Consider the following 18,448-nt stretch of genomic DNA (forward strand, 5'->3'; position numbering starts at 1 on the left):
AGGTCTGCGCCTTTCCCCCAACCAACCTGCCAAGCGGTAATCAGGAACAGCAGGCGTCCGGGGCCACGACCCGGCGCAGAAGCGGCACGCGCGAGAGCCAGCCGTAGAGGATGGCCTGGGCGCAGCCCACGCCCGGCCGGACCGTGATGGCCCCGGACGGACAGTTCAAGGCGCAGGCCCCGCACTCCATGCAGCCGCCGTGGTCCACGAGCTCGGCCTTGTCTCCACGCAGCGCGAAGACCTCGTGCGGGCAGACCGTGGGGCACGCGCCGCAGCCGATGCACTTCTCCCGGTCGTAGTCCAGGGTGACGATGTTCTCCAGGTGCCTGAAATCCCTCATCACGAACCTCCAGCAGCCGGGCCGCCGAACCAGGACCAGCCCAGCCACAACATGACGGCCAGAAACGCCAGCAGCCCCTGCGCGGGCATGTAGCGCCGCATCTCGCGATCCACGCCGGAGAGCGAGGTGAACGGCGTGGAGCCGGTGTAGTGCATGGCGAACCAGGAAGAGAACGCGGCGCAGATCGACAGCGCGGCCAGCCCCTCGGGTACGGAGCGCGCCAGAAGCACGGCCAGCGGCAGCCCAACGGCCGCGCCCGCGAGCAGCCCCTTGGCCGCAAAGGCGCGGCCGGGCAACAGACGCAAGAGCGCGGGCGTGACGAACGTGCCCCCGACGAACCCCGCCAGGGTCATGGCGAAGGCCCCAAGGCCCACCGCAAGCAGGCCCATGACCGAAAAACCGCCCTTCCAGGCCGGCCCGAGCGCGGCCAGCACAAGGCAGAGCGCCAGGGTCCAGGCCATGAACTTGCGCGCGGCGTGCATCTCCACCAGGGCCACGGTCAGCCTCTCGCCGAGCGGAAACTCGGCCCGCCGCATAGACGGCTCGGCCGTGAACCCGGCCCCCAGAAAGGCAGGCAGATCGCGCGAGCGCACCGGGCCGAACACGGCGCCGAAACCGCACAGCCCACGCAGTTTGCGGGCGGCCACGCCGGGCGCGGCAAGCTGGGGCAAGACGAGCCTGCGGTGCTCCACGATCCGTTCGAGCCCCGTGGCGCGGACCCGCGCGGCCACCTCTGCGGTGGAGAAGCTGCGCTTGCCCGCCGCGCACCAGACGTTGATCCCGTAGGTCTCGATGACCAGAAGCCAGCAACTGTGCCCGGCCAGGTCACGGCGAAGGATATCGAAGGTCAGCTTGTAGTTGCAGGTCACGATGACCGGGCTTTGTGCGTCCGGCTCACCCAGGGCGTAGAGCCCCGGCGCGATGCGGTAGCTGTCGCGGCCGATGCCCATGCGCACGGCCAGCGCGCCCAGGCGGTCCGACGCGGCCCAGTCAAACCGCACCCTCGGCACGAGCCCGGCGGGCGTTTGCAGCCAGCCACTCACGAAATCCCAGGACCTGAGCCCCGGCCGCTCTCCTGCCGCCTCCGGCGGCAGTTCGTTCCTGGGGCCTCAGCACGGCGCGTCGTCGGCAGGCGCACCCTGCGCGATCACATCCCCTGCCCCGCACGGCGACCCGTTCGTTCCGCATGAAATATTGGTCGTAAAGGCAGCAAAGTCCTTGGCAGTTAAAGCGGCCGGGGAAACCAGCGTGCGGTCGCCCGGCGCATCCGGCGAGCATCCGCATGCGCCGCTAGTCGTCTCCGCGCCCGGCGGAGGAGGTGGAGTTCAGGTGAATCGTCCGGGACCGCAGGCCCCTGCTGATTCCGGGCCGGGTTGCGCGGCAAAGGGATCGAGTGGTTTCATGGCTTCTCCGTGGCGTCAAGCCCGGCCGCACAGGCGGCGAAGCGGGCCAGACGCTCCCTGTCGAGACAGTAGCAGATGCGCGGCCCCTCCACCTCGCCGAGCAGCAGCCCGGCCTCCTTGAGCACCTTCAGGTGCTGGCTGACCGTGGACTGGGCGAGCGGCATGATCTCCACGATACGGCCGCAGACGCAACGCCCCTCGGCTGCCAGATGGCGCACTATGGCCACCCGCGCCGGATGCCCCAGAGCCTTGGCCATCGCGGCGAATTCGTCGTCGGACAGGGAGAGGGAATTCGTTTCGGCATCCATCGCCATTCGACGATAGGCGATGAAAAATGCGAGGTCAAGGAGTGCGGCGCTCTGAAGAGCGCTTTCCGACTTTGCTCAAAGCCTCGCGCGCGCGGGTGCAAAAAAAATCCGGGCCTGGACACGCCATCATGCGCCCAGGCCCGGATTTTTTTCATGCAGGCTATTGCCGAATTCCTTTTGGGCAGACCGTTCAAAAAGCGCCAGATGCAAGGCGCAAGAAAAGTTCAAGGCCGACGCGTATTACAAATACGCGAGGATTTGAACTTTTCGCGGCAACGCAGCAGATGGTGCTTTTAGGGCGGTCTGTTAGAACATGTCCTTTTCGGATTCCGCGATAGTCTTGTCCAGCACCTTGCGCAGCTTGTCCGGCAGACCCATGATGTCCACGTTCAAAAAGCCCCGCACGATGGTCGAGGTGGCCTCGTCCTCGTCCAGGCCGCGCGCGGTCAGGTATTCGATCTCTTCCTGGGCGATCTTGCCCACGGCCGCCTCGTGCGAGAGCTCCACGCCCTCCACCGTGCCTTCAAGTTCAGGAATGGCGTGGATCACGCCTCCGCCGAGGATGAGTCCCTTGCACTCCAGATGCCCCTTGGCGGGCACGGTGTTGCCCTGGATGTGGCCGCGGTTGACGATGGTTCCGCCGCTGGCGATGGTCCGGGCGATGATCTCGCAGCGCGTCTCGGGCGCGTTCATGATCACGCGGTTGCCCATGTCCAGGTACGAGCCCTTGGGCGCGACGACCACGGAATTAAAGCGCGCCAGCGCCCCCCTGCCGGCCAGGGTGATGGTCGGATACATCTGGAGGTACTTCACGGGCTTGAGCAGCACGTAGTTGTTCAGGAACTGCCCCCCTTCCTCCACGTATCCGGCCGAGCGCGGCACCACGGAGACGTTCTCGCCCCAGTTGTGGATCATGGTGAAGGTCAGCTTGCCACCCTTCTTGACGAAGAACTCGGAGATGCCGACGTGCGCGCTCTCCTGGGTGTGGCGCGAGACGGCGCAGCCGGTGATGATGTGCAGTTCCGCGCCCTCTTCGACGATGACGATGTTGTGCACGGACTGCCCGGCCTTGTTGGCCTTGATAAACAGGCACGACTGCACCGGCTCCTCGATCTTCGCGCCCTTTTCGGCCCGGATGAAGTAGCCGCCGTGCAGCACCTCGTTGGCCTTGCGGGTGGCCTCGTCCTTGTTCGGATCGACGAGCTTCCAGAAGTAGTCGGTCAGGCCGTCGTACTTGGCCAGGGCGTCCTTGATGTCCAGCACCTCAAGGCCCGGGTGCGAGGTTTTACAGTACGCGCCGGAATGGTCCATGTGCAGGAAGCTGCCGCTGCGGCCGGTCTCCTCCACGTCCACGCCGGACATGAGCAACTGCTCCTTGTCGTGGTCGTCCAGAACGCGCAGGTCGCCGAGCTTTTGGGCCTCGTGGCCGGTGAATTCGAATGTTTCGAGATTGATGGGCTTCATGACGCCGCTCCTTTAGACCAGGGCCTTGTCCAGGCAGCGCACGCACTCCTGGTAGCCGAACTTGCGGATGTGTTCGAGGATGTCGCGGGGCCTGGCTTCGCAGCACAGATGGCCGTCGTAGAGCACTTGGCCACGGTCGGCGTTGACATAGTCGAGGATGTAGCCGGTGTGGGTGATGATGAGCCCCGAGGTCTCGCGAGTGCGCTTGAGTTCCTCAAGGCTCTTGTCGGGCCGTGGCTTGTCCTCGCCCTGCAAAAGTTCGCGCACAACGCGGCCGATCAGGGCCATGTTCTCCAGGTCCACGCCGGACTCGGGCTCGTCGAAAAGCACCAGCGACGGCTGCTGGGCCATGAGTTGCAGCAGTTCGCTGCGCTTGATCTCGCCGCCGGAGAAGCCCGCGTTCACGTCGCGCTCCAGGAACTGGTCGAAATTGACCTTGCGAGCCAGGGAGTCGGCGTCGATCTCGCGGCCGCGCGCGCACATGTTCACCAGATGGCGTATGGGCAGGCCGTGGATGGTCGGCGGCCGCTGAAAAGACATGCCAAGGCCCAGGCGGGCGCGCTCATAGGTGGGGGCGTGGGTGATGTCCTGCCCCCTGAAGATGATGCGTCCCTTGGTGACGGTATAGTTGCCGAATCCCATGAGGGTCATCAGGAGGCTCGTCTTGCCCGAGCCGTTGGGGCCGAAAAGAATGAACGTTTCGCCGGGATTGATGTGCAGATCGATGCCCCGGAGCACTTCGCGCTCCTCGATCTTCACGTGCAGATTTTCGATGTGCAGCATACGGTCCTCACTTGTGCGCAAGACGCGGAAAGTTTTGAGGCGATACCCTGTCGCGGCCCCCTGGGCAACCCCTGACAGGCCCATACGCCATATTTAACAAAAACAACAAACGGCTGACTAGCGTTCGCGCTCGTACCGGCGGGAAACGCGGTTGAAGCAGTAATAGCAGCGTCTCCTTATCCTGAAGACGGGGATAAGCAGCATGCCTGCGGCGAAACCGCCCGCATGGGCCCAAAAGGCGATGCCGGAACCGTCGCCGGGCGTGGTCGCGTCCATCAGGCCGGATACAAACTGGAGCACGAACCACAGCCCAAGGAACAGGATGGCCGGGATCTCCACGATCCAGGGAAAGATGAAAATCGGGATCAGGGTCAGCACCCGCCCGTGGGGATAGAGCACGAAATAGGCCCCCATGACTCCGGCCACCGCTCCCGAAGCGCCGACAACCGGGACGGTGGAGGACGGATGAAAGACTATGTGCGTGGCCAGGGCGGCCAGTCCGCACAGCACGTAGAAGAGCAGGAACCGCCCCGGCCCCATGACGTCCTCCACGTTGTCCGCAAAGATCCATAGCGACCACATGTTGATCAGGAAGTGCATAAAGCCGGCGTGCAGGAACATGTAGGTCAGAAGCGGCGCAACGTCCCACAGCACGCTGCCCGTGACCGAACCCAGCGGAAGATGCGTGTAGCGCGCCGGGATGACCCCGAAAAGATGGGCGAGCTGATTCATGCCCTGCGGAGTGAGATGCAACGTAAAGAGAAAGGCCGCCGCGTTCAGGGCAAGCAGAAGCCACACGGCCACGGGCCGGTGCACGTTGGGGATGCTGTCCCTGAGCGGGATCATGTCGCGTCGTCCGCGTCGCCCTCGGCGCAGAAGGGAACGCCCTCCCCTCGCCAAAACCGGGCCAGGCGCTCCCAAAGCCCGCGCATGACCGCAACCCGCATGGCGCGAAGCTCGCTGACGGCGCGCGCAGCTTCTTCGGCCAACTCGTCCAGGCCGCCGTCGTTTCGCACCACGATGTCGGCGGCGCTTTCCTTGCGCGCGGCGGGCCACTGCCAGGCCGCGAGCCAGGCCGCGGTCTCGGGGTCCACACCGCGCACGGCCAGCCGCGCGGCCCGCACGTCATCCGCAGCGCTCACGCAGAGCACGACGTCGGCCTCGTCCTTCCAGCCCTTCTCCAAAAACAGCGGCACCTCAGCCACGGCGGCGCCGCGCGAGACATGTCCGGCAAAAAAGGTCCGCATCCGGTGGCGGACCAGGGGATGGACGACTTCCTCCACCTCGCGCCGCACCCTTTCGTCCTCGCGCATGGCCGCGAACAAGGCGCGGCGGTCCACGGGTGCCTCCTCGTCGGGTACGAAGCGCTCCCCGAAGCGGCCGCGCAAAAGATGCCAGCCGTCTGCGCCGGGCTGGTATTCCTGCGCAACGGCCTCGTCCGCGCTGAACACGGGTAGCCCCATCCCGGCCAAAAGGCGGCACAGGGCGGACTTGCCCGCGCCGGGCAGGCCGACCACGGCCACGCGCTGCACCTTGCGCATCAGGTAGAGCGGCAGGCGGCGGAAATCCACCGGCGGCGGCGAACGAAAACACAGCCTGCGTCCGTCATCCGGATGGGGAAAGGCCAGGGAGAAGGCGTGCAGCATCTGGCGGTTGGCCAGCTTGCCAAGGAGGGGATTCGCGCGGCGTACCTCGGCCCATTGGCGCGAGCCATAAACCGCGTCGCCCCACAAGGGATGGCCCAGATGGGCCATGTGCACTCGGATCTGGTGCGTGCGGCCGGTGTGGATGCGGATGGCCACGAGCGAAACGACCCTGTCCGGGCTTGTCCACACCGTTTCGTAGTCCGAGCGGGCTTCGCGGCCGCCCTTCTCCACCACGGCCATGCGCGTGCGGCTGCCCGGATCGCGGCCGACCGGGGCCTCGACGAACCCTTTCGGCGGTTTCGGAACGCCGTGGGCCAGGGCCAGGTAGACCTTGCACGTCTCGCGCCGAGCGAAGGCCTCGGCCAGGGAGAGGCGCGCGCGGTCCGAGAGCGCCGTCAGGATCAGCCCGGAAGTGTCCTTGTCCAGGCGGTGCACGATGCCCGGCCTCTCGCCTTCCTGGGCGGAAAGCTCGGGAAAGTCGTGCAACAGCCGGTGCACGAGCGTCTCTTCGCTGATGCCCGGCGCGGGATGGGTGGTCAGCCCGGCGGGCTTGTCCACCACAGCCAGGGCGTGGTCGCTGTAAAGCACCCGAACCCCGCGCCTAGCCGGGGCAAGGCGTGAGACGGTCGGTCGGCCGTGAAGTTCGAGCCGTTCGCCGCCGTAGACCTTGGCGTTGGGCTTTTTCATTGTCGCGCCGTCAATCAGGGCCAGGCCCTGGCGGATGTATTCCTGCACCCTGGAGCGCGAGACGCCGGTTTTGGCCAAAGCCTCGGCAAGCACGGCGTCGAGCCGCGCACCCGTGGCGGTGACAGGAGCCTCGCCCGTGTAAAGCAGCACGGTCGGGGACTCCGATGCAACCTTACTCTCCGCTTCACAGCCAAGCGTGGCGGGTCCTGAAAGATGATGTCGTGTCATGCGGGCACCATGCCATGCCGCGCGTTTTTCGTCATCAGCCTCCATGCCCCCCATTTGAGGACTTGACCATGCTTCCCCCATGCCAGTACAACCGGGCGGGACGTGACCGCAAGGGCTCACCTGCGCTCCCATCTTATTGGATTCACTCGTTTATTTCGAACAGTAACCGAAGGAGGCGTGCGTGCCCGTCATCGTTGTGGACCATCCGCTGGTCAGGCACAAACTCGGCATCATGCGCGAGGAAGGCATCAGCACCAAACATTTTCGAGCCCTGGCCAGCGAGGTCGCCCGCCTCCTGACCTACGAGGCCACCAAGGATTTCGAAACGCGAAAGGCCGTGGTCCAAGGTTGGGCCGGACCGGTCGAGGTGGAGCACATCAAGGGCAAGAAGGTGACTATCGTGCCCATCCTGCGCGCGGGCCTGGGCATGCTCGACGGCGTCATGGACATGATGCCCAGCGCCAAGGTCAGCGTGGTCGGCCTGTACCGCAACGAGGACACGCTGGAGCCCGTGCGCTACTACGTGAAGCTGGCCAGTCAGATCGAAAAGCGCACAGCCATCATCCTCGATCCCATGCTGGCCACGGGCGGCACCCTCATCGCCACCATAGACATCCTCAAGGAAGCGGGCTGCACCTCCATCAAGGGCCTCTTCCTAGTGGCCGCGCCCGAAGGCATCAAGCGACTCGAAGCCAAGCATCCCGATGTGGAGGTCTATGTGGCCGCCATCGACGAGCGGCTGAACGAGAATGGCTACATCATTCCCGGCCTGGGCGACGCAGGCGACAGAATCTTCGGCACCAAGTAGCGGAAACCTCAACTTCCCGGAGGCCTTCGACATGAACTCGTCCAGCGACTACGCCTTCCGCCTTCGCGACAGCCTGCTCGGCGCGCAGATGCTCTTCGTGGCCTTCGGCGCCCTGGTTCTGGTGCCGCTCCTCACCGGACTCGACCCCAACGTGGCCCTGTTCACGGCTGGCGCGGGAACGCTGTTGTTCCAGGTCATCACCGGCGGCCGCGTGCCAGTGTTCCTGGCCTCGTCCTTCGCCTTCATCGCCCCGATCATCTACGGCGTGCAGACATGGGGCATTCCCCAGACCATGTGCGGTCTTGCCGCCGCAGGTCTGCTCTACGTGGTCTTCGCCGCGCTCATCCACAAGTTCGGCACGCGCGTGCTGGAGCGCCTGCTGCCGCCCATCGTCATCGGCCCGGTGATTATGACCATCGGACTCATCCTCGCGCCGGTGGCCGTGAACATGGCCATGGGCAAGACCGGTGACGGCTCGCTGCAACTCGTGCCCGAGGGCACGGCCCTGTTCATCTCCATCGCGTCCCTGGCCACAACCGTGTTCGTCTCCCTCTACGGCAAGGGCATGTTCCGCCTCGTGCCCATCCTGTCGGGCATCGTCGTGGGCTACGCGCTCTCTCTGGTCTTCGGCCTCGTCTCCTTCGATCCCGTGGCCGCCGCGCCCTGGATCGCCCTGCCCAACTTCGTGGCCCCGCAATGGAACTGGGAGGCCATCCTGTTCATCGTGCCGGTGGCCATCGCCCCGGCCATCGAGCACTTCGGCGACGTCCTGGCCGTGGGCCAGGTGACGGGCAAAAACTACGTGGAAAAGCCTGGCATCCATCGCACCATGCTCGGCGACGGTCTTGCCACCTCCATGGCCTCCATGCTCGGCGGCCCGCCCAACACCACCTACTCCGAAGTCACCGGCGCGGTGGCCCTGACCAAGGTCTTCAACCCAGCGATCATGACCTGGGCCGCCATCTGCGCCATCGCGCTGGCCTTCGTGGGCAAGCTTGGCGCGGTGCTTTCGACCATCCCGGTGCCGGTCATGGGTGGCATCATGGTGCTGCTCTTCGGCGCCATCACCGTAGTTGGCATGAACTCGCTGGTGCGCTCGCGCATGGACCTGCTCAGGCCGCGCAACCTGACCATCGTGGCCGTGGTGATCATCATGGGCATGGGCGGCATGAGCCTGCCCTTCGGCCCCGAGTTCCGCCTGGGCGGCATCGGCCTCGCGGCCATCCTGGGCGTGACCCTGAACCTGATCCTGCCCGACCGCGACGACGAGTAGCGCAGGTTTTCGATAACGCACGCAGAAAGGCCCCGTCTTCGTTCAAAAGACGGGGCCTTTCTCATGAAGAATAAATCTCTAGTGCGTCAGCCCACGAACTCGAAGCCGATCTTCTCGATGGCGTCCTTCAGGACTTTCGCATCGACGGGCGCGGCCTCGCTGAACGTGGCCGTCCCGAAGGTCAGATCGACCGTGACGTCGGAGACGCCGGGGATCTTGGACAGGGCCTCGCTGACGGCGGCCACGCAATGGCCGCAGCTCATGCCTTTCACGGTGATGGTGCGCTTGGCCATGAAACGTCTCCTTGCAGATCGCCGCGTCTAATGTTGTGACTCGATCCAGGCCATGGCGGCCGCGAAATCGAGCGTGCCCTCGTAGATGGCCCGGCCGGTGATGACGCCTTCCAAGCCTTTGCCGCGAAGCGGCCACAGAGCCTTGAGGTCGTCGAGATTGGTCACGCCTCCGGCCGCCACCACAGGCAGGGAGGTGGATGTGCACAGCCGCTCCATGGCCTCCACATTGACCCCGGCGTGCATGCCGTCGCGGCTGATGTCGGTGTAGACCACGAAGGCCGCGCCCTGTTCGGCGAGACGGGGCAAAACGTCGTCCACGGTCAGTCCGGCGTCCGCCACCCACCCCTTGGTTTTGAGGCGGCCATCCACGGCGTCGAGCGAAACGCCGATTCTGCCCGGCAAAACCCGGCACATGGTTTCGAACGCTTCAGGGTCTTCCAGGGCCAGGGTGCCGATGATCAGGCGCGTGACGCCGGCCTCGACATAGGCCTTGGCCGTGGCCAGATCGCGGATGCCTCCGCCGAGTTGCACGGGCACGGAGAACTCCTGGCACATGCGGCGCACCAGGTCGAAATTCACGGGATGGCCGTCGAACGCGCCGTCCAAGTCCACGATGTGCAGAAAACGCGCGCCTAGATCGACCCAATGCCGGGCCTGGGCCACGGGATCGTCGCCAAATACCGTGACGTCGTCCTTTCTGCCCTGACGCAGGCGGACACAGCGGCCGTCCTGGATGTCAACCGCGGGGAAAAGGATCACTGCGCCTGCCTCCCCGAAGAGGTCGTCCTGGCTGGATCGGCCAAGCCAAGCCTCCTGATCGCGGCTTTGATGGCCTCAGTGGCCATCTCGTCGGCCGATATCCATTTGCCGCCGCGTTCGAAGAACTTGCCCGCCTCCAGAAGGTTCGCGGACAGCGCCTCCTGCGTCTCGTCGAAGACAAACCGTCGCGCCACGCCCTTGTTGCCGACGTCGAGCAGATAGACGTACATAATGACGCTCGAAGGTTTGTTCACACCCCATTCGCCGCCCTCACGGTCGCGGAAATACATGAGCTGGGGCAAAAGCAGATAGTCCGTGCCCACGCATTCACCCACGCGGATCCAATAATTCAAGGCCTGAGCCTGATTCGATCCGCCCGTCTCCACGAACTCCACCGTCTCCTGGCAACGCCTGACAATCTGACGCTCGACGAACGTGCGACCCTGGTTCCTCAATTCCTCTTCCATGACGAGGTTGAGCCGCATCAGTATTTCGGGGTCCACGATGTTGCACATGGAGGGATCGCACCCGGCGAGCAACTCCCATTCATGGCGCGGGTTGGAAAATCCGGCCACGGCCAGCGTCTTGTTCACGGTGACGTCGCGGGGCGGGGGCGGTTCCTTGGCGCATCCGGCCATAGACCCAGCGAGGAGAAGCGCCATGAGAAGGCCGCAGAGGGTGAGACGTGGCATCAGTCGAGACTCCCTTTGGTGCTGGTGACGCCCCGGCGGGAACGGGCCACGGCCGCGCGAACGGCCAAGCCCAATCCTTTGAAGGCGGATTCGAGCAGGTGGTGCCCGTTGGTCCCATATTCAAAGCGGATGTGCAGATTGAGGTTCGCCTTGTAGGCGAAGGATTTGAAGAATTCGCGCCAGAGATCCTTCTCCTGCCCGGCAATGACCGGTGGCAGGAGATCGTCGCCCAGATAAACGAAATAGGGGCGGCCCGAGATGTCAATGCAGACCTCGGACAAGGCCTCGTCCATGGGCACCTTGGCGAATCCCACGCGCTCGATGCCTTCCTTGCCGCCCAAGGCCTGGGCAAAGGCCTGTCCAAGGGTCAGCCCCACGTCCTCCAGACTGTGGTGGGCGTCGATCTCCATATCGCCGGTGCAGACGACGTGCAGGTCGAGCCCCCCCCAGAAGGCGAACAAGGTCAACATGTGGTCGGCAAAGCCGAATCCTGTGGAAATGTCCGTGGTTCCCGCGCCGTCGATGGCGAGTTTCAACTGGATGGACGTTTCCCTGGTCTGGCGGTCGATTGCGGCAAAACGTTCGTGCATCGTTCTTCCCTGGTATCGCAAAAAATGACAGGAATCCACGGCCAAGACAAGGCCGCGCGCTCACGCCTCCTCGCCAGCCCGCTCCTCCTTGGCCTCTTCGTCCTCTTTTTCTTCCTTTTCCGGAGCCTTGCGACCGAAGATGGAAGCCACATAGATGCTGATCTCGTAAAGTACGAGCAGCGGCAGGGCCATGAGCGTCTGCGAGAAGGGGTCTGGCGGCGTCAGGATGGCCGCCACGATGAAGATGATAAGGATATTGTAGCGCCGCATGCGCCGCATGCCCGCCGCCGTGACCATGCCGAGCCTGGCCAGGAAAAGGATGAAGAGCGGCATTTCGAAGATCAAGCCGAAAGCTAGCAGCATCTTCACGGCAAAGCCGAAATAGGTGGCCAGCGCGGGCAGGAATTGAAGCTGCGGGCTGATGAAACTGGCAAAATAGTCGAAACCCACGGGGAAGACCACGAAATATCCGAAACAAGCCCCTGAAACGAACAGCAGGGCAGAGAAAAGAGCTATGGGAATCAGCCACTTGCGCTCGTGAGGGTACAGCCCTGGAGCGATGAACGACCACAACTGGTAGAAAAGATACGGGCTTGTCAGAATTAGGCCGCCGAGAAAGCTGGCCTTGACGTAGGTGAAGAAAGCCTCGGCGGGCTGAAGATAGATGAAGTGGGTCTGGCCGCTGGCTTCAAGCACCTTGAGCATGGGCTCCATGAGCACGTCGAGGATGCGCTCCTTGAAGCCCCAGCAGGCGATAAGGCCCACAAACGCGGCGATGACGCAGCGCACAAGCCGGGTGCGCAGTTCACCAAGATGTTCGAGGAGCGACATGCGGGCCGGTTCGGCCTCTTCGCCCTCGTCGGATTCACTCTCTTCGCCGGTCTTGGCGGGCTCGCCGTCCGGACGCTCGGCAGGCGCGTCCGCCCCATCGCCGCCCTGCTCCGAAGACGGCTTGCCGGACGCGCCCCCCCCCCCGGACTCGTCCCCCTCTCCGGCAGGGCCGTCTGTCGCGGCACCCTCGCTCGTAGAGTCTGTGGCAAGCTCCGAAGACGCCTCCTCCGCGGTGGATTCCAAAGAGGATTCGGGGGCACCCTCACGCGGTTCCTGGTCGTTGCCCGAGGGCTTGCTCATGCCTTGTCTCCGGGCGTGGCGGATGTCTTGGCCTCAGCCTTCGGCTCGTCGGCCGACGCGACCTCGGTAGGAGCGCTTTCGACCTCCGTCTTCGGCTCCGCAGCCGGAGGCTCCTTGCGGGCGGCGGCTTTCTTTTTGACGGCTTCTTCCTTGTCTCGCGCTTCGACCTCCGCCTTGCGCACCTCCAAGTCGAAGGTCTGCTTGACGTCGCTCGAAACGCGCTTGAACTCGGCGAAGCCCTTGCCGATGGTGCGCATCATGTCCGGCAGTTTACCGGGACCGATGACGATGAGCGCGACGACGATGATGATCAGCAGTTCAAACTGGCCGATGCCGAACATGGGAACTCCCGGGAAGTTTCCGCCCTACTCCCACTCGATGGTGCTAGGCGGTTTAGACGAGATGTCGAGGACGACGCGGTTGACGCCCTTGACCTCGTTGATGATCCGGTTCGAGATGCGGGCCAGGATCTCCGTGGGCAGGCGCGTCCAGTCCGCGGTCATGGCGTCGATGCTGTCCACGATGCGAAGCGCGATGACGTGCTCATAGGTGCGGTCGTCGCCCATGACGCCTACGGTCTTCAGCGGCAACAACACGGCGAAACCCTGCCAGACCTTACGGTACCAGTCCGTGGCCAAAAGTTCCTGCTGCACGATGCGGTCGGCCTGACGCAGGATCTCCAGGCGTTCGGTCGTGATCTCACCGATGACGCGAATGGCCAGGCCGGGGCCGGGGAAGGGATGACGCCAGATGATGTAGTCGGGCAGCCCCAACTCCATGGCGACCTTGCGCACCTCGTCCTTGAACAACTCGCGCAACGGCTCCACCAGGGAAAGATTCATCTTCTCGGGCAAGCCGCCCACGTTGTGGTGGCTCTTGATGACCGCCGAGGGCCCGCCTTTGAAAGACACGGATTCGATGACGTCCGGATACAGGGTGCCCTGGGCCAAGTACTTCACGTCCGTGATCTTGGCCGCTTCCTCGTCGAAGACCTCGATGAAGGTGTAACCGATGGTCTTGCGCTTCTTTTCCGGATCCTCGACTCCGGCCAAAAGCGACAGGAAGCGCTCGGCCGCGTCCACGGTCACGAGGTTGAGGTCGAAATGGCGTTCGAGATAGCCGATGACCTCCTCACGCTCGTTCATGCGCAAAAGACCGTTGTCCACAAAGATGCAGGTCAACTGCTTGCCGATGGCCTTGTGCAGCAACAGCGCGACGACGGTGGAATCTATGCCGCCCGAAAGGCCGCAGATCACGCGCGCGTCGCCGATCTTCTCGCGCAGGTCGGCCACGGTGGATTCCACGAACGAGGCCATGGTCCAGCCCGGCTTCACGTTCGCGATCTTGAAGAGGAAATTGTGCAGGATGATCTCGCCGTCGTCCGTATGCGCGACCTCGGGATGGAACTGCAGGGCGTAGATGCGCTTCTCGTCGCAGGCCATGGCCGCGATGGGCACGGACGGCGTGCGGGCGATGACCGTGAAACCCTCGGGCGCGGTCTCGACGTGATCGCCGTGCGACATCCAGACTTTGTGGCTGTGCGAAGAACGCAACCCATCCAGAAGCACGCTTGGCGCGATCAGTTCCAGATCGGCGCGGCCATACTCGCGGTCCTTGGCCCGCGTGACCTTGCCCCCGAGCGAGTGGGAGAGGAGTTGCATGCCGTAGCAGATGCCGAGCACGGGCACGCCCAGGTCGAGCAGGCTACGCTCAAGTCCGGGCGAATCGGCGTCGAGGACGCTGGCCGGACCTCCAGAGAGGATGACGGCCTTGGGGTCGAGAGCCTTCAATTCTTCCGGAGCGATGGTGCAGGGATAAATCTCCGAAAAGACCCCGGCCTCGCGCACCCGGCGCGCGATAAGTTGGGTGTATTGCGAACCGAAATCGAGAATGACGACGCGATCGAACTGTTCCATGCGTATGATTCCTGGGAAACGGTGTTGGGGCCTTGTACCCCCAAACCCGGCCCCGGTAAAGGGGCCGGATCCACGGGCAAGAGGACGGCGCGAACGTGCCGTCAGCTTTCGACGCGGTAGTTGGGCGATTCCTTGACGATGGCCACGTCGTGCACGTGGCTCTCGCGCAGCCCGGCCGAGGAAATACGAACGAAACGGGCTTTTTGCTGCAGGTCTGCCACCGTGGCGCAGCCAGTGTAGCCCATGCCGGATTTCAACCCGCCCACGAGTTGAAACAGGGTCTCGGTCACCGGTCCCTTGTAGGGAACGCGGCCCACGACGCCCTCGGGCACGAGCTTCTTGGTCTTGTCCTGGAAGTAGCGGTCGCCGCTGCCCTGGCGCATGGCGTCGATGGAGCCCATGCCGCGATAGGTCTTGTAGGTGCGCCCCTGGTAGAGGATCGTCTCGCCCGGGCTTTCCTCGGTTCCCGCGAGCATGGAACCCATCATGACCGTATCCGCGCCAGCGGCAAGGGCCTTCACGATGTCGCCGGAGAACTTGACGCCGCCATCGGCGATGATCCGGCCGCCGCATTCGCGCGCGGCGCGCACGGCCTCGGTGATGGCCGAGATCTGGGGCACGCCGCAGCCTGCCACCACGCGCGTGGTGCAGATGGAGCCGGGGCCGATGCCGACCTTCACGGTGTCCGCGCCTGCCTCGAAGAGGGCCTTGGCGCCTTCGTAGGTGGCCACGTTGCCCGCAACGAGCTGACAGGCGGGGAACGCGGTTTTGATGGTGCGCACCGACTCGATGATGTTGCGGCTGTGGCCGTGGGCCGAGTCCAGGACCAGGAAATCGACGCCTTCGGCCAGAAGCGCCTCGGCCCGGCGGTCGCGGTCCGCGCCCACGCCGATGGCCGCGCCCACGCGCAGACGGCCCTTGGAATCCTTGCAGGAGTTGGGATACTTGTCGCGCTTCTCGATATCCTTGATGGTGATCAGCCCCTTGAGGCGATTGTCCGCGTCTACCACCAGAACCTTTTCGATGCGATTCGCGTGCAGGTGGTATTTGGCCTCTTCAAGGCTCGTGCCTTCAGGCACGGTGATCAGCCTTTCGGAGGTCATAAGCTGTGACACCGGGGTGTTCATGTCCGTGACGAAGCGCACGTCGCGGTTGGTGAGAATGCCCACCAGTTCCTCGCCCTTGACAACCGGAAGCCCTGAAATCCTGTATTCGGACATGAGTTGCAAGGCCTCGCCCACGCGCATGTCGGGGCCGATGGTCACGGGATCGTGGATCATTCCGGACTCTGACTTCTTGACCTTCTCGACCTCGTAGCACTGGTATTCGATGGGCATGTTCTTATGGATCACGCCCACGCCGCCAGCGCGCGCGATGGCGATGGCCATGTCCGATTCGGTCACGGTATCCATGGCCGCGGACAGGAGCGGAATGTTCAACCTGATCTCCGGGGTCAGATCCGTGGCGACGTCCACCAGGTCCGGCGTGACTTCGGAATACGCCGGTAACAAAAGGACGTCGTCGAAGGTCAGGCCTTCGTAGAGAATTTTCTCCATGCCGTGGGCTCTCCCCTTTCCCTAGTCCAGTCCGAGATAGGCGGACTTCACCTTGGGATCATTCATCAGTTGTTTTGCGTCGCCTGAAAGCGTGACCTTGCCCGTTTCAAGGACATAGGCGCGATGGGCGATGGAAAGAGCCATCTGCGCGTTCTGCTCCACGAGCATCACGGTCACGCCCTCGGCGTTGATCTTCTTGATGACCTCGAAGATGTTCTCCACCACGATGGGTGCCAGCCCAAGGGAAGGTTCGTCAAGCAGAAGGAGCTTGGGCCTGGCCATCAAGGCACGGCCGATTGCGAGCATCTGCTGCTCGCCCCCGGAAAGCGTGCCCCCGTGCTGCGTGCGGCGCTCCTTGAGGATCGGGAAGAGGCTGTCCACGTGGTCGAGATCCTGGGCTATCCCGGCCTTGTCCTTGCGAAGGTAGGCACCCATGAGCAGGTTCTCGCGCACGGTCAATCCGGGAAAGATGAGTCGTCCCTCCGGCACCTGCGTGATTCCCAGGGCCACGATCCTGTCCGTGGGCATGCGGGTGACGTCCGTGCCTTCGAAGACGACCGAGCCGGTGCGCGGCGGCGTGACGCCGCAAATGCTCATCAGCGTGGTGGACTTGCCCGCGCCGTTCGCGCCGATGAGAGTCACTATCTCGCCGCGCTCGACCTCGATGGAGACACCCTTGAGCGCCTCGATGTTGCCATAGAAGGTGCGAATGCCGTCGACTTTAAGCATGGGCCGCCCCCCTGCCCAGATAGGCTTCGATGACCTGGGGGTTCTCACGTATCTCGCGCGGCCCGCCCTCGGCGATCTTCATGCCGTGGTCCAGGACCACGAGGTGCTCGCAAATGCCCATGACCAACTTCATGTCGTGCTCGATGAGCACGACTGTGATCCCTTGACCCATTATCGCATGGATAAGCTTCACGAGCGAGGCTGTTTCCTGGGGGTTCATTCCGGCGGCGGGCTCGTCCAGGAGGATCAGCCGCGGCCCCGTGGCCAGGGCGCGGGCGATCTCCAGGCGGCGCTGATCGCCGTACGACAGTGCCGAGGACTGGTAGAAGGCCTTGCTTTCCAGCCCGACGAAGGAAAGCCAGCGCATGGCGTCGTCCACGATACGCTGCTCTTCCTCACGCTGGCTCTTGTTCCGGAATATGGCCCCGATGACTCCGGCGGACGTGCGGCAGTGCCGTCCGATGCGCACGTTGTCCAACACGGTCAGCTCGGAAAAGAGCCGGATGTTCTGGAACGTGCGGGCGATGCCCAGCGCCGTCATCTTTTCGGGCTTGAAGCCGTTGGTCAGCCTCTGCCCGTCGGGAGCGTCGAACAGGAGTCGCCCCTTGGTGGGAGTGTAGACCCCGGCGATACAGTTGAAGAGCGTCGTCTTCCCCGCTCCGTTGGGGCCAATGAGTCCCATGATCCGACCGGGCATGACGTCGAAGGAGACGTCGGAGAGCGCCATGAGCCCCCCGAACTGTTTGCTGATGGAATCGACCTGGAGTAGCGGCGTTTTGGTCTGGGCGGCCATATCAGACGATCCCCTTGGCCTTGAGCGTGCGGCGCAGTTCGATGATGATCGGATTTTGCAGCGCGGCATCGGCGATTCTTGGCATGAAACCGGAAGGCTTGAAGCGCATGATGAGCACCATGATCATACCGTAAACGATGAAGCGGGTCTCGGCCGGCATGCCCAGGCGAGGGAGCACCTCGCGCAGGATCTCGCCCAGCGCGATGAGCACGGCCGAGCCGATCAGCGACCCGGTCATGTTGCCCAATCCGCCCAGCACGACCATGCACAGCACGAGGAAGGACTCCCAGAACTGGAACATGTCGGGCGAGAGGAACATGGTCCAGCGCGCCAGGAAACTGCCTGCGAGGGCTCCGATGGAAGCGGAGACGCCAAAGGCGATGACCTTGTAGATCTGCACGTCGATTCCGGCGGAGGCGGCGGCCAGGGGGTCCTCGCGAATCGCGAACCATGCGCGGCCGACACGGGAGTCCTCGATGCGCCGGATCATCAGGAAGATGCCCACGACCATGGCCAGGCCCATGTAGAAGTAAGGCGTCTCGCCGATGAACTCCCAATACCAGTCCCATTCGGGATTCAGCATCTTCGAGAGCCAGGACAGGTCGAGGATCGCCGGTTCGATGCCGGGCAGGCCGAGCGGGCCGCGCGTGAGCCATATCTCGTTCGTCAGGAACAGGACCACGAGTTGGGAGAAGCCGAAGGTCACGATGGCGAAATAGTCGCCCGACAGCCTGAGCGTCGGCGCGGCGCGCAACACGCCCCAGACCATGCCGTTGAGCGCCGCCAGCGGCAGCAGCATCCACAGCGACAAGCCGTAGGTCATGGTCAGCAGCCCGCAGGTGTAGGCGCCGATGCCGTAGAAACCGACGAAACCGAGGTCCAGCATGCCGATGAAGCCCGTGACGATGTTCAGGCCCATGGCCAGGACCATGTACACCATGATGAGAGTCAGCACGTGGAGCACGTAGTCGCTGGCGAACGGCAGAAACGGAATCGTCAGCACCGCCAGGAACAGGGCCCGCTTGATGGTTTTGGAGATGGTCATGGTC

At 64.0% G+C, this 18,448-nt stretch carries 20 protein-coding genes; 2 read left to right on the forward strand and 18 right to left on the reverse strand.

Going from position 1 to position 18,448, the window contains the following annotated elements; translation table 11 throughout:
* Window positions 1-40: 40 nt before the first annotated feature.
* The 7 genes from hgcB to coaE form a co-directional block, all read right to left on the reverse strand.
* A complete protein-coding gene (hgcB, locus tag DSAT_RS11670) occupies window positions 41-340 on the reverse strand; it encodes a mercury methylation ferredoxin HgcB (protein WP_020887724.1) in 300 nt (99 codons plus the stop codon).
* Complete coding sequence (hgcA, locus tag DSAT_RS11675; RefSeq protein ID WP_250697582.1) at window positions 340-1,587, reverse strand: mercury methylation corrinoid protein HgcA; 1,248 nt, start codon at window positions 1,585-1,587, stop codon at window positions 340-342. Before hgcA ends, hgcB begins: the two co-directional genes overlap by 1 nt.
* Window positions 1,588-1,739: 152 nt before the next feature.
* Window positions 1,740-2,051, reverse strand: coding sequence for an ArsR/SmtB family transcription factor (locus DSAT_RS11680; protein ID WP_201764142.1), 312 nt, complete (start codon window positions 2,049-2,051; stop codon window positions 1,740-1,742).
* A gap of 306 nt (window positions 2,052-2,357) precedes the next feature.
* Window positions 2,358-3,515 (reverse strand): SufB/SufD family protein, encoded by a 1,158-nt coding sequence (locus DSAT_RS11685; RefSeq protein WP_020887727.1) that lies wholly within the window; start codon window positions 3,513-3,515, stop codon window positions 2,358-2,360.
* Window positions 3,516-3,527: 12 nt separating this feature from the next.
* The gene (locus DSAT_RS11690) at window positions 3,528-4,298 is read right to left on the reverse strand and encodes an ABC transporter ATP-binding protein (protein WP_020887728.1); all 771 of its coding nucleotides are present in this window, start codon (window positions 4,296-4,298) and stop codon (window positions 3,528-3,530) included.
* Window positions 4,299-4,415: 117 nt separating this feature from the next.
* Window positions 4,416-5,144: a rhomboid family intramembrane serine protease gene (locus DSAT_RS11695; protein ID WP_020887729.1), complete on the reverse strand. Its 729-nt coding sequence runs from the start codon at window positions 5,142-5,144 to the stop codon at window positions 4,416-4,418.
* On the reverse strand, window positions 5,141-6,781 hold the full coding sequence (gene coaE / locus DSAT_RS11700) for a dephospho-CoA kinase (protein ID WP_020887730.1): 1,641 nt from the start codon (window positions 6,779-6,781) through the stop codon (window positions 5,141-5,143). Before coaE ends, DSAT_RS11695 begins: the two co-directional genes overlap by 4 nt.
* A 259-nt stretch (window positions 6,782-7,040) precedes the next feature.
* Between coaE and upp the strand changes: the two genes are divergently transcribed.
* Window positions 7,041-7,667: a uracil phosphoribosyltransferase gene (gene upp / locus DSAT_RS11705; protein WP_020887731.1), complete on the forward strand. Its 627-nt coding sequence runs from the start codon at window positions 7,041-7,043 to the stop codon at window positions 7,665-7,667.
* A gap of 31 nt (window positions 7,668-7,698) precedes the next feature.
* Window positions 7,699-8,940, forward strand: a complete 1,242-nt coding sequence (locus DSAT_RS11710) for a uracil-xanthine permease family protein (protein WP_020887732.1) — start codon at window positions 7,699-7,701, stop codon at window positions 8,938-8,940.
* An 86-nt stretch (window positions 8,941-9,026) separates the two neighbouring features.
* Here DSAT_RS11710 and DSAT_RS11715 read toward each other — a convergent pair whose 3' ends face one another.
* From DSAT_RS11715 to DSAT_RS11765, 11 genes are all read right to left on the reverse strand, one after another.
* Window positions 9,027-9,233 (reverse strand): heavy-metal-associated domain-containing protein, encoded by a 207-nt coding sequence (locus DSAT_RS11715; RefSeq protein WP_020887733.1) that lies wholly within the window; start codon window positions 9,231-9,233, stop codon window positions 9,027-9,029.
* A 27-nt stretch (window positions 9,234-9,260) separates the two neighbouring features.
* Entirely contained in the window at window positions 9,261-9,992 is a 732-nt protein-coding gene (gene hisA / locus DSAT_RS11720; protein WP_020887734.1) for a 1-(5-phosphoribosyl)-5-[(5-phosphoribosylamino)methylideneamino]imidazole-4-carboxamide isomerase, read from the reverse strand.
* On the reverse strand, window positions 9,989-10,684 hold the full coding sequence (locus tag DSAT_RS11725) for a hypothetical protein (RefSeq protein WP_020887735.1): 696 nt from the start codon (window positions 10,682-10,684) through the stop codon (window positions 9,989-9,991). The genes hisA and DSAT_RS11725 overlap by 4 nt, the downstream gene beginning before the upstream one ends.
* Window positions 10,684-11,274, reverse strand: a complete 591-nt coding sequence (gene hisB / locus DSAT_RS11730; RefSeq protein ID WP_020887736.1) for an imidazoleglycerol-phosphate dehydratase HisB — start codon at window positions 11,272-11,274, stop codon at window positions 10,684-10,686. Before hisB ends, DSAT_RS11725 begins: the two co-directional genes overlap by 1 nt.
* A 60-nt stretch (window positions 11,275-11,334) precedes the next feature.
* Complete coding sequence (tatC, locus tag DSAT_RS11735) at window positions 11,335-12,105, reverse strand: twin-arginine translocase subunit TatC (protein ID WP_040371220.1); 771 nt, start codon at window positions 12,103-12,105, stop codon at window positions 11,335-11,337.
* A 296-nt stretch (window positions 12,106-12,401) separates the two neighbouring features.
* Window positions 12,402-12,746: a Sec-independent protein translocase protein TatB gene (gene tatB, locus DSAT_RS11740; RefSeq protein WP_020887738.1), complete on the reverse strand. Its 345-nt coding sequence runs from the start codon at window positions 12,744-12,746 to the stop codon at window positions 12,402-12,404.
* Window positions 12,747-12,770: 24 nt separating this feature from the next.
* Window positions 12,771-14,321, reverse strand: coding sequence for a glutamine-hydrolyzing GMP synthase (gene guaA / locus DSAT_RS11745; protein WP_020887739.1), 1,551 nt, complete (start codon window positions 14,319-14,321; stop codon window positions 12,771-12,773).
* Between the two features lie 101 nt (window positions 14,322-14,422).
* Complete coding sequence (gene guaB / locus DSAT_RS11750) at window positions 14,423-15,877, reverse strand: IMP dehydrogenase (protein ID WP_020887740.1); 1,455 nt, start codon at window positions 15,875-15,877, stop codon at window positions 14,423-14,425.
* A 21-nt stretch (window positions 15,878-15,898) separates the two neighbouring features.
* The gene (locus DSAT_RS11755; protein ID WP_020887741.1) at window positions 15,899-16,606 is read right to left on the reverse strand and encodes an ABC transporter ATP-binding protein; all 708 of its coding nucleotides are present in this window, start codon (window positions 16,604-16,606) and stop codon (window positions 15,899-15,901) included.
* Window positions 16,599-17,399 carry an ABC transporter ATP-binding protein gene (locus DSAT_RS11760; RefSeq protein ID WP_020887742.1) on the reverse strand — a complete coding sequence of 267 codons (801 nt, stop codon included), beginning with the start codon at window positions 17,397-17,399 and terminating at the stop codon, window positions 16,599-16,601. Before DSAT_RS11760 ends, DSAT_RS11755 begins: the two co-directional genes overlap by 8 nt.
* A 1-nt stretch (window position 17,400) precedes the next feature.
* Window positions 17,401-18,444 (reverse strand): branched-chain amino acid ABC transporter permease, encoded by a 1,044-nt coding sequence (locus DSAT_RS11765; RefSeq protein WP_020887743.1) that lies wholly within the window; start codon window positions 18,442-18,444, stop codon window positions 17,401-17,403.
* Window positions 18,445-18,448: the final 4 nt, after the last annotated feature.

Source organism: Alkalidesulfovibrio alkalitolerans DSM 16529, assembly GCF_000422245.1.
Taxonomy (GTDB): Bacteria; Desulfobacterota; Desulfovibrionia; order Desulfovibrionales; family Desulfovibrionaceae; genus Alkalidesulfovibrio; species Alkalidesulfovibrio alkalitolerans.

What these genes read in the sequence shown, in the direction of transcription:
- DSAT_RS11695 (WP_020887729.1), bottom strand. Translation starts at nt 5,144, where the DNA reads ATGATCCCGCTCAGGGACAGCATCCCCAACGTGCACCGGCCCGTGGCC.
- DSAT_RS11685 (WP_020887727.1), bottom strand. Translation starts at nt 3,515, where the DNA reads ATGAAGCCCATCAATCTCGAAACATTCGAATTCACCGGCCACGAGGCC.
- hgcB (WP_020887724.1), bottom strand. Translation starts at nt 340, where the DNA reads ATGAGGGATTTCAGGCACCTGGAGAACATCGTCACCCTGGACTACGAC.
- DSAT_RS11680 (WP_201764142.1), bottom strand. Translation starts at nt 2,051, where the DNA reads ATGGATGCCGAAACGAATTCCCTCTCCCTGTCCGACGACGAATTCGCC.
- DSAT_RS11710 (WP_020887732.1), top strand. Translation starts at nt 7,699, where the DNA reads ATGAACTCGTCCAGCGACTACGCCTTCCGCCTTCGCGACAGCCTGCTC.
- hisB (WP_020887736.1), bottom strand. Translation starts at nt 11,274, where the DNA reads ATGCACGAACGTTTTGCCGCAATCGACCGCCAGACCAGGGAAACGTCC.
- tatC (WP_040371220.1), bottom strand. Translation starts at nt 12,105, where the DNA reads ATGTCGCTCCTCGAACATCTTGGTGAACTGCGCACCCGGCTTGTGCGC.
- guaB (WP_020887740.1), bottom strand. Translation starts at nt 15,877, where the DNA reads ATGGAGAAAATTCTCTACGAAGGCCTGACCTTCGACGACGTCCTTTTG.
- DSAT_RS11765 (WP_020887743.1), bottom strand. Translation starts at nt 18,444, where the DNA reads ATGACCATCTCCAAAACCATCAAGCGGGCCCTGTTCCTGGCGGTGCTG.
- DSAT_RS11690 (WP_020887728.1), bottom strand. Translation starts at nt 4,298, where the DNA reads ATGCTGCACATCGAAAATCTGCACGTGAAGATCGAGGAGCGCGAAGTG.
- tatB (WP_020887738.1), bottom strand. Translation starts at nt 12,746, where the DNA reads ATGTTCGGCATCGGCCAGTTTGAACTGCTGATCATCATCGTCGTCGCG.
- guaA (WP_020887739.1), bottom strand. Translation starts at nt 14,321, where the DNA reads ATGGAACAGTTCGATCGCGTCGTCATTCTCGATTTCGGTTCGCAATAC.
- DSAT_RS11725 (WP_020887735.1), bottom strand. Translation starts at nt 10,684, where the DNA reads ATGCCACGTCTCACCCTCTGCGGCCTTCTCATGGCGCTTCTCCTCGCT.
- DSAT_RS11755 (WP_020887741.1), bottom strand. Translation starts at nt 16,606, where the DNA reads ATGCTTAAAGTCGACGGCATTCGCACCTTCTATGGCAACATCGAGGCG.
- DSAT_RS11715 (WP_020887733.1), bottom strand. Translation starts at nt 9,233, where the DNA reads ATGGCCAAGCGCACCATCACCGTGAAAGGCATGAGCTGCGGCCATTGC.
- DSAT_RS11760 (WP_020887742.1), bottom strand. Translation starts at nt 17,399, where the DNA reads ATGGCCGCCCAGACCAAAACGCCGCTACTCCAGGTCGATTCCATCAGC.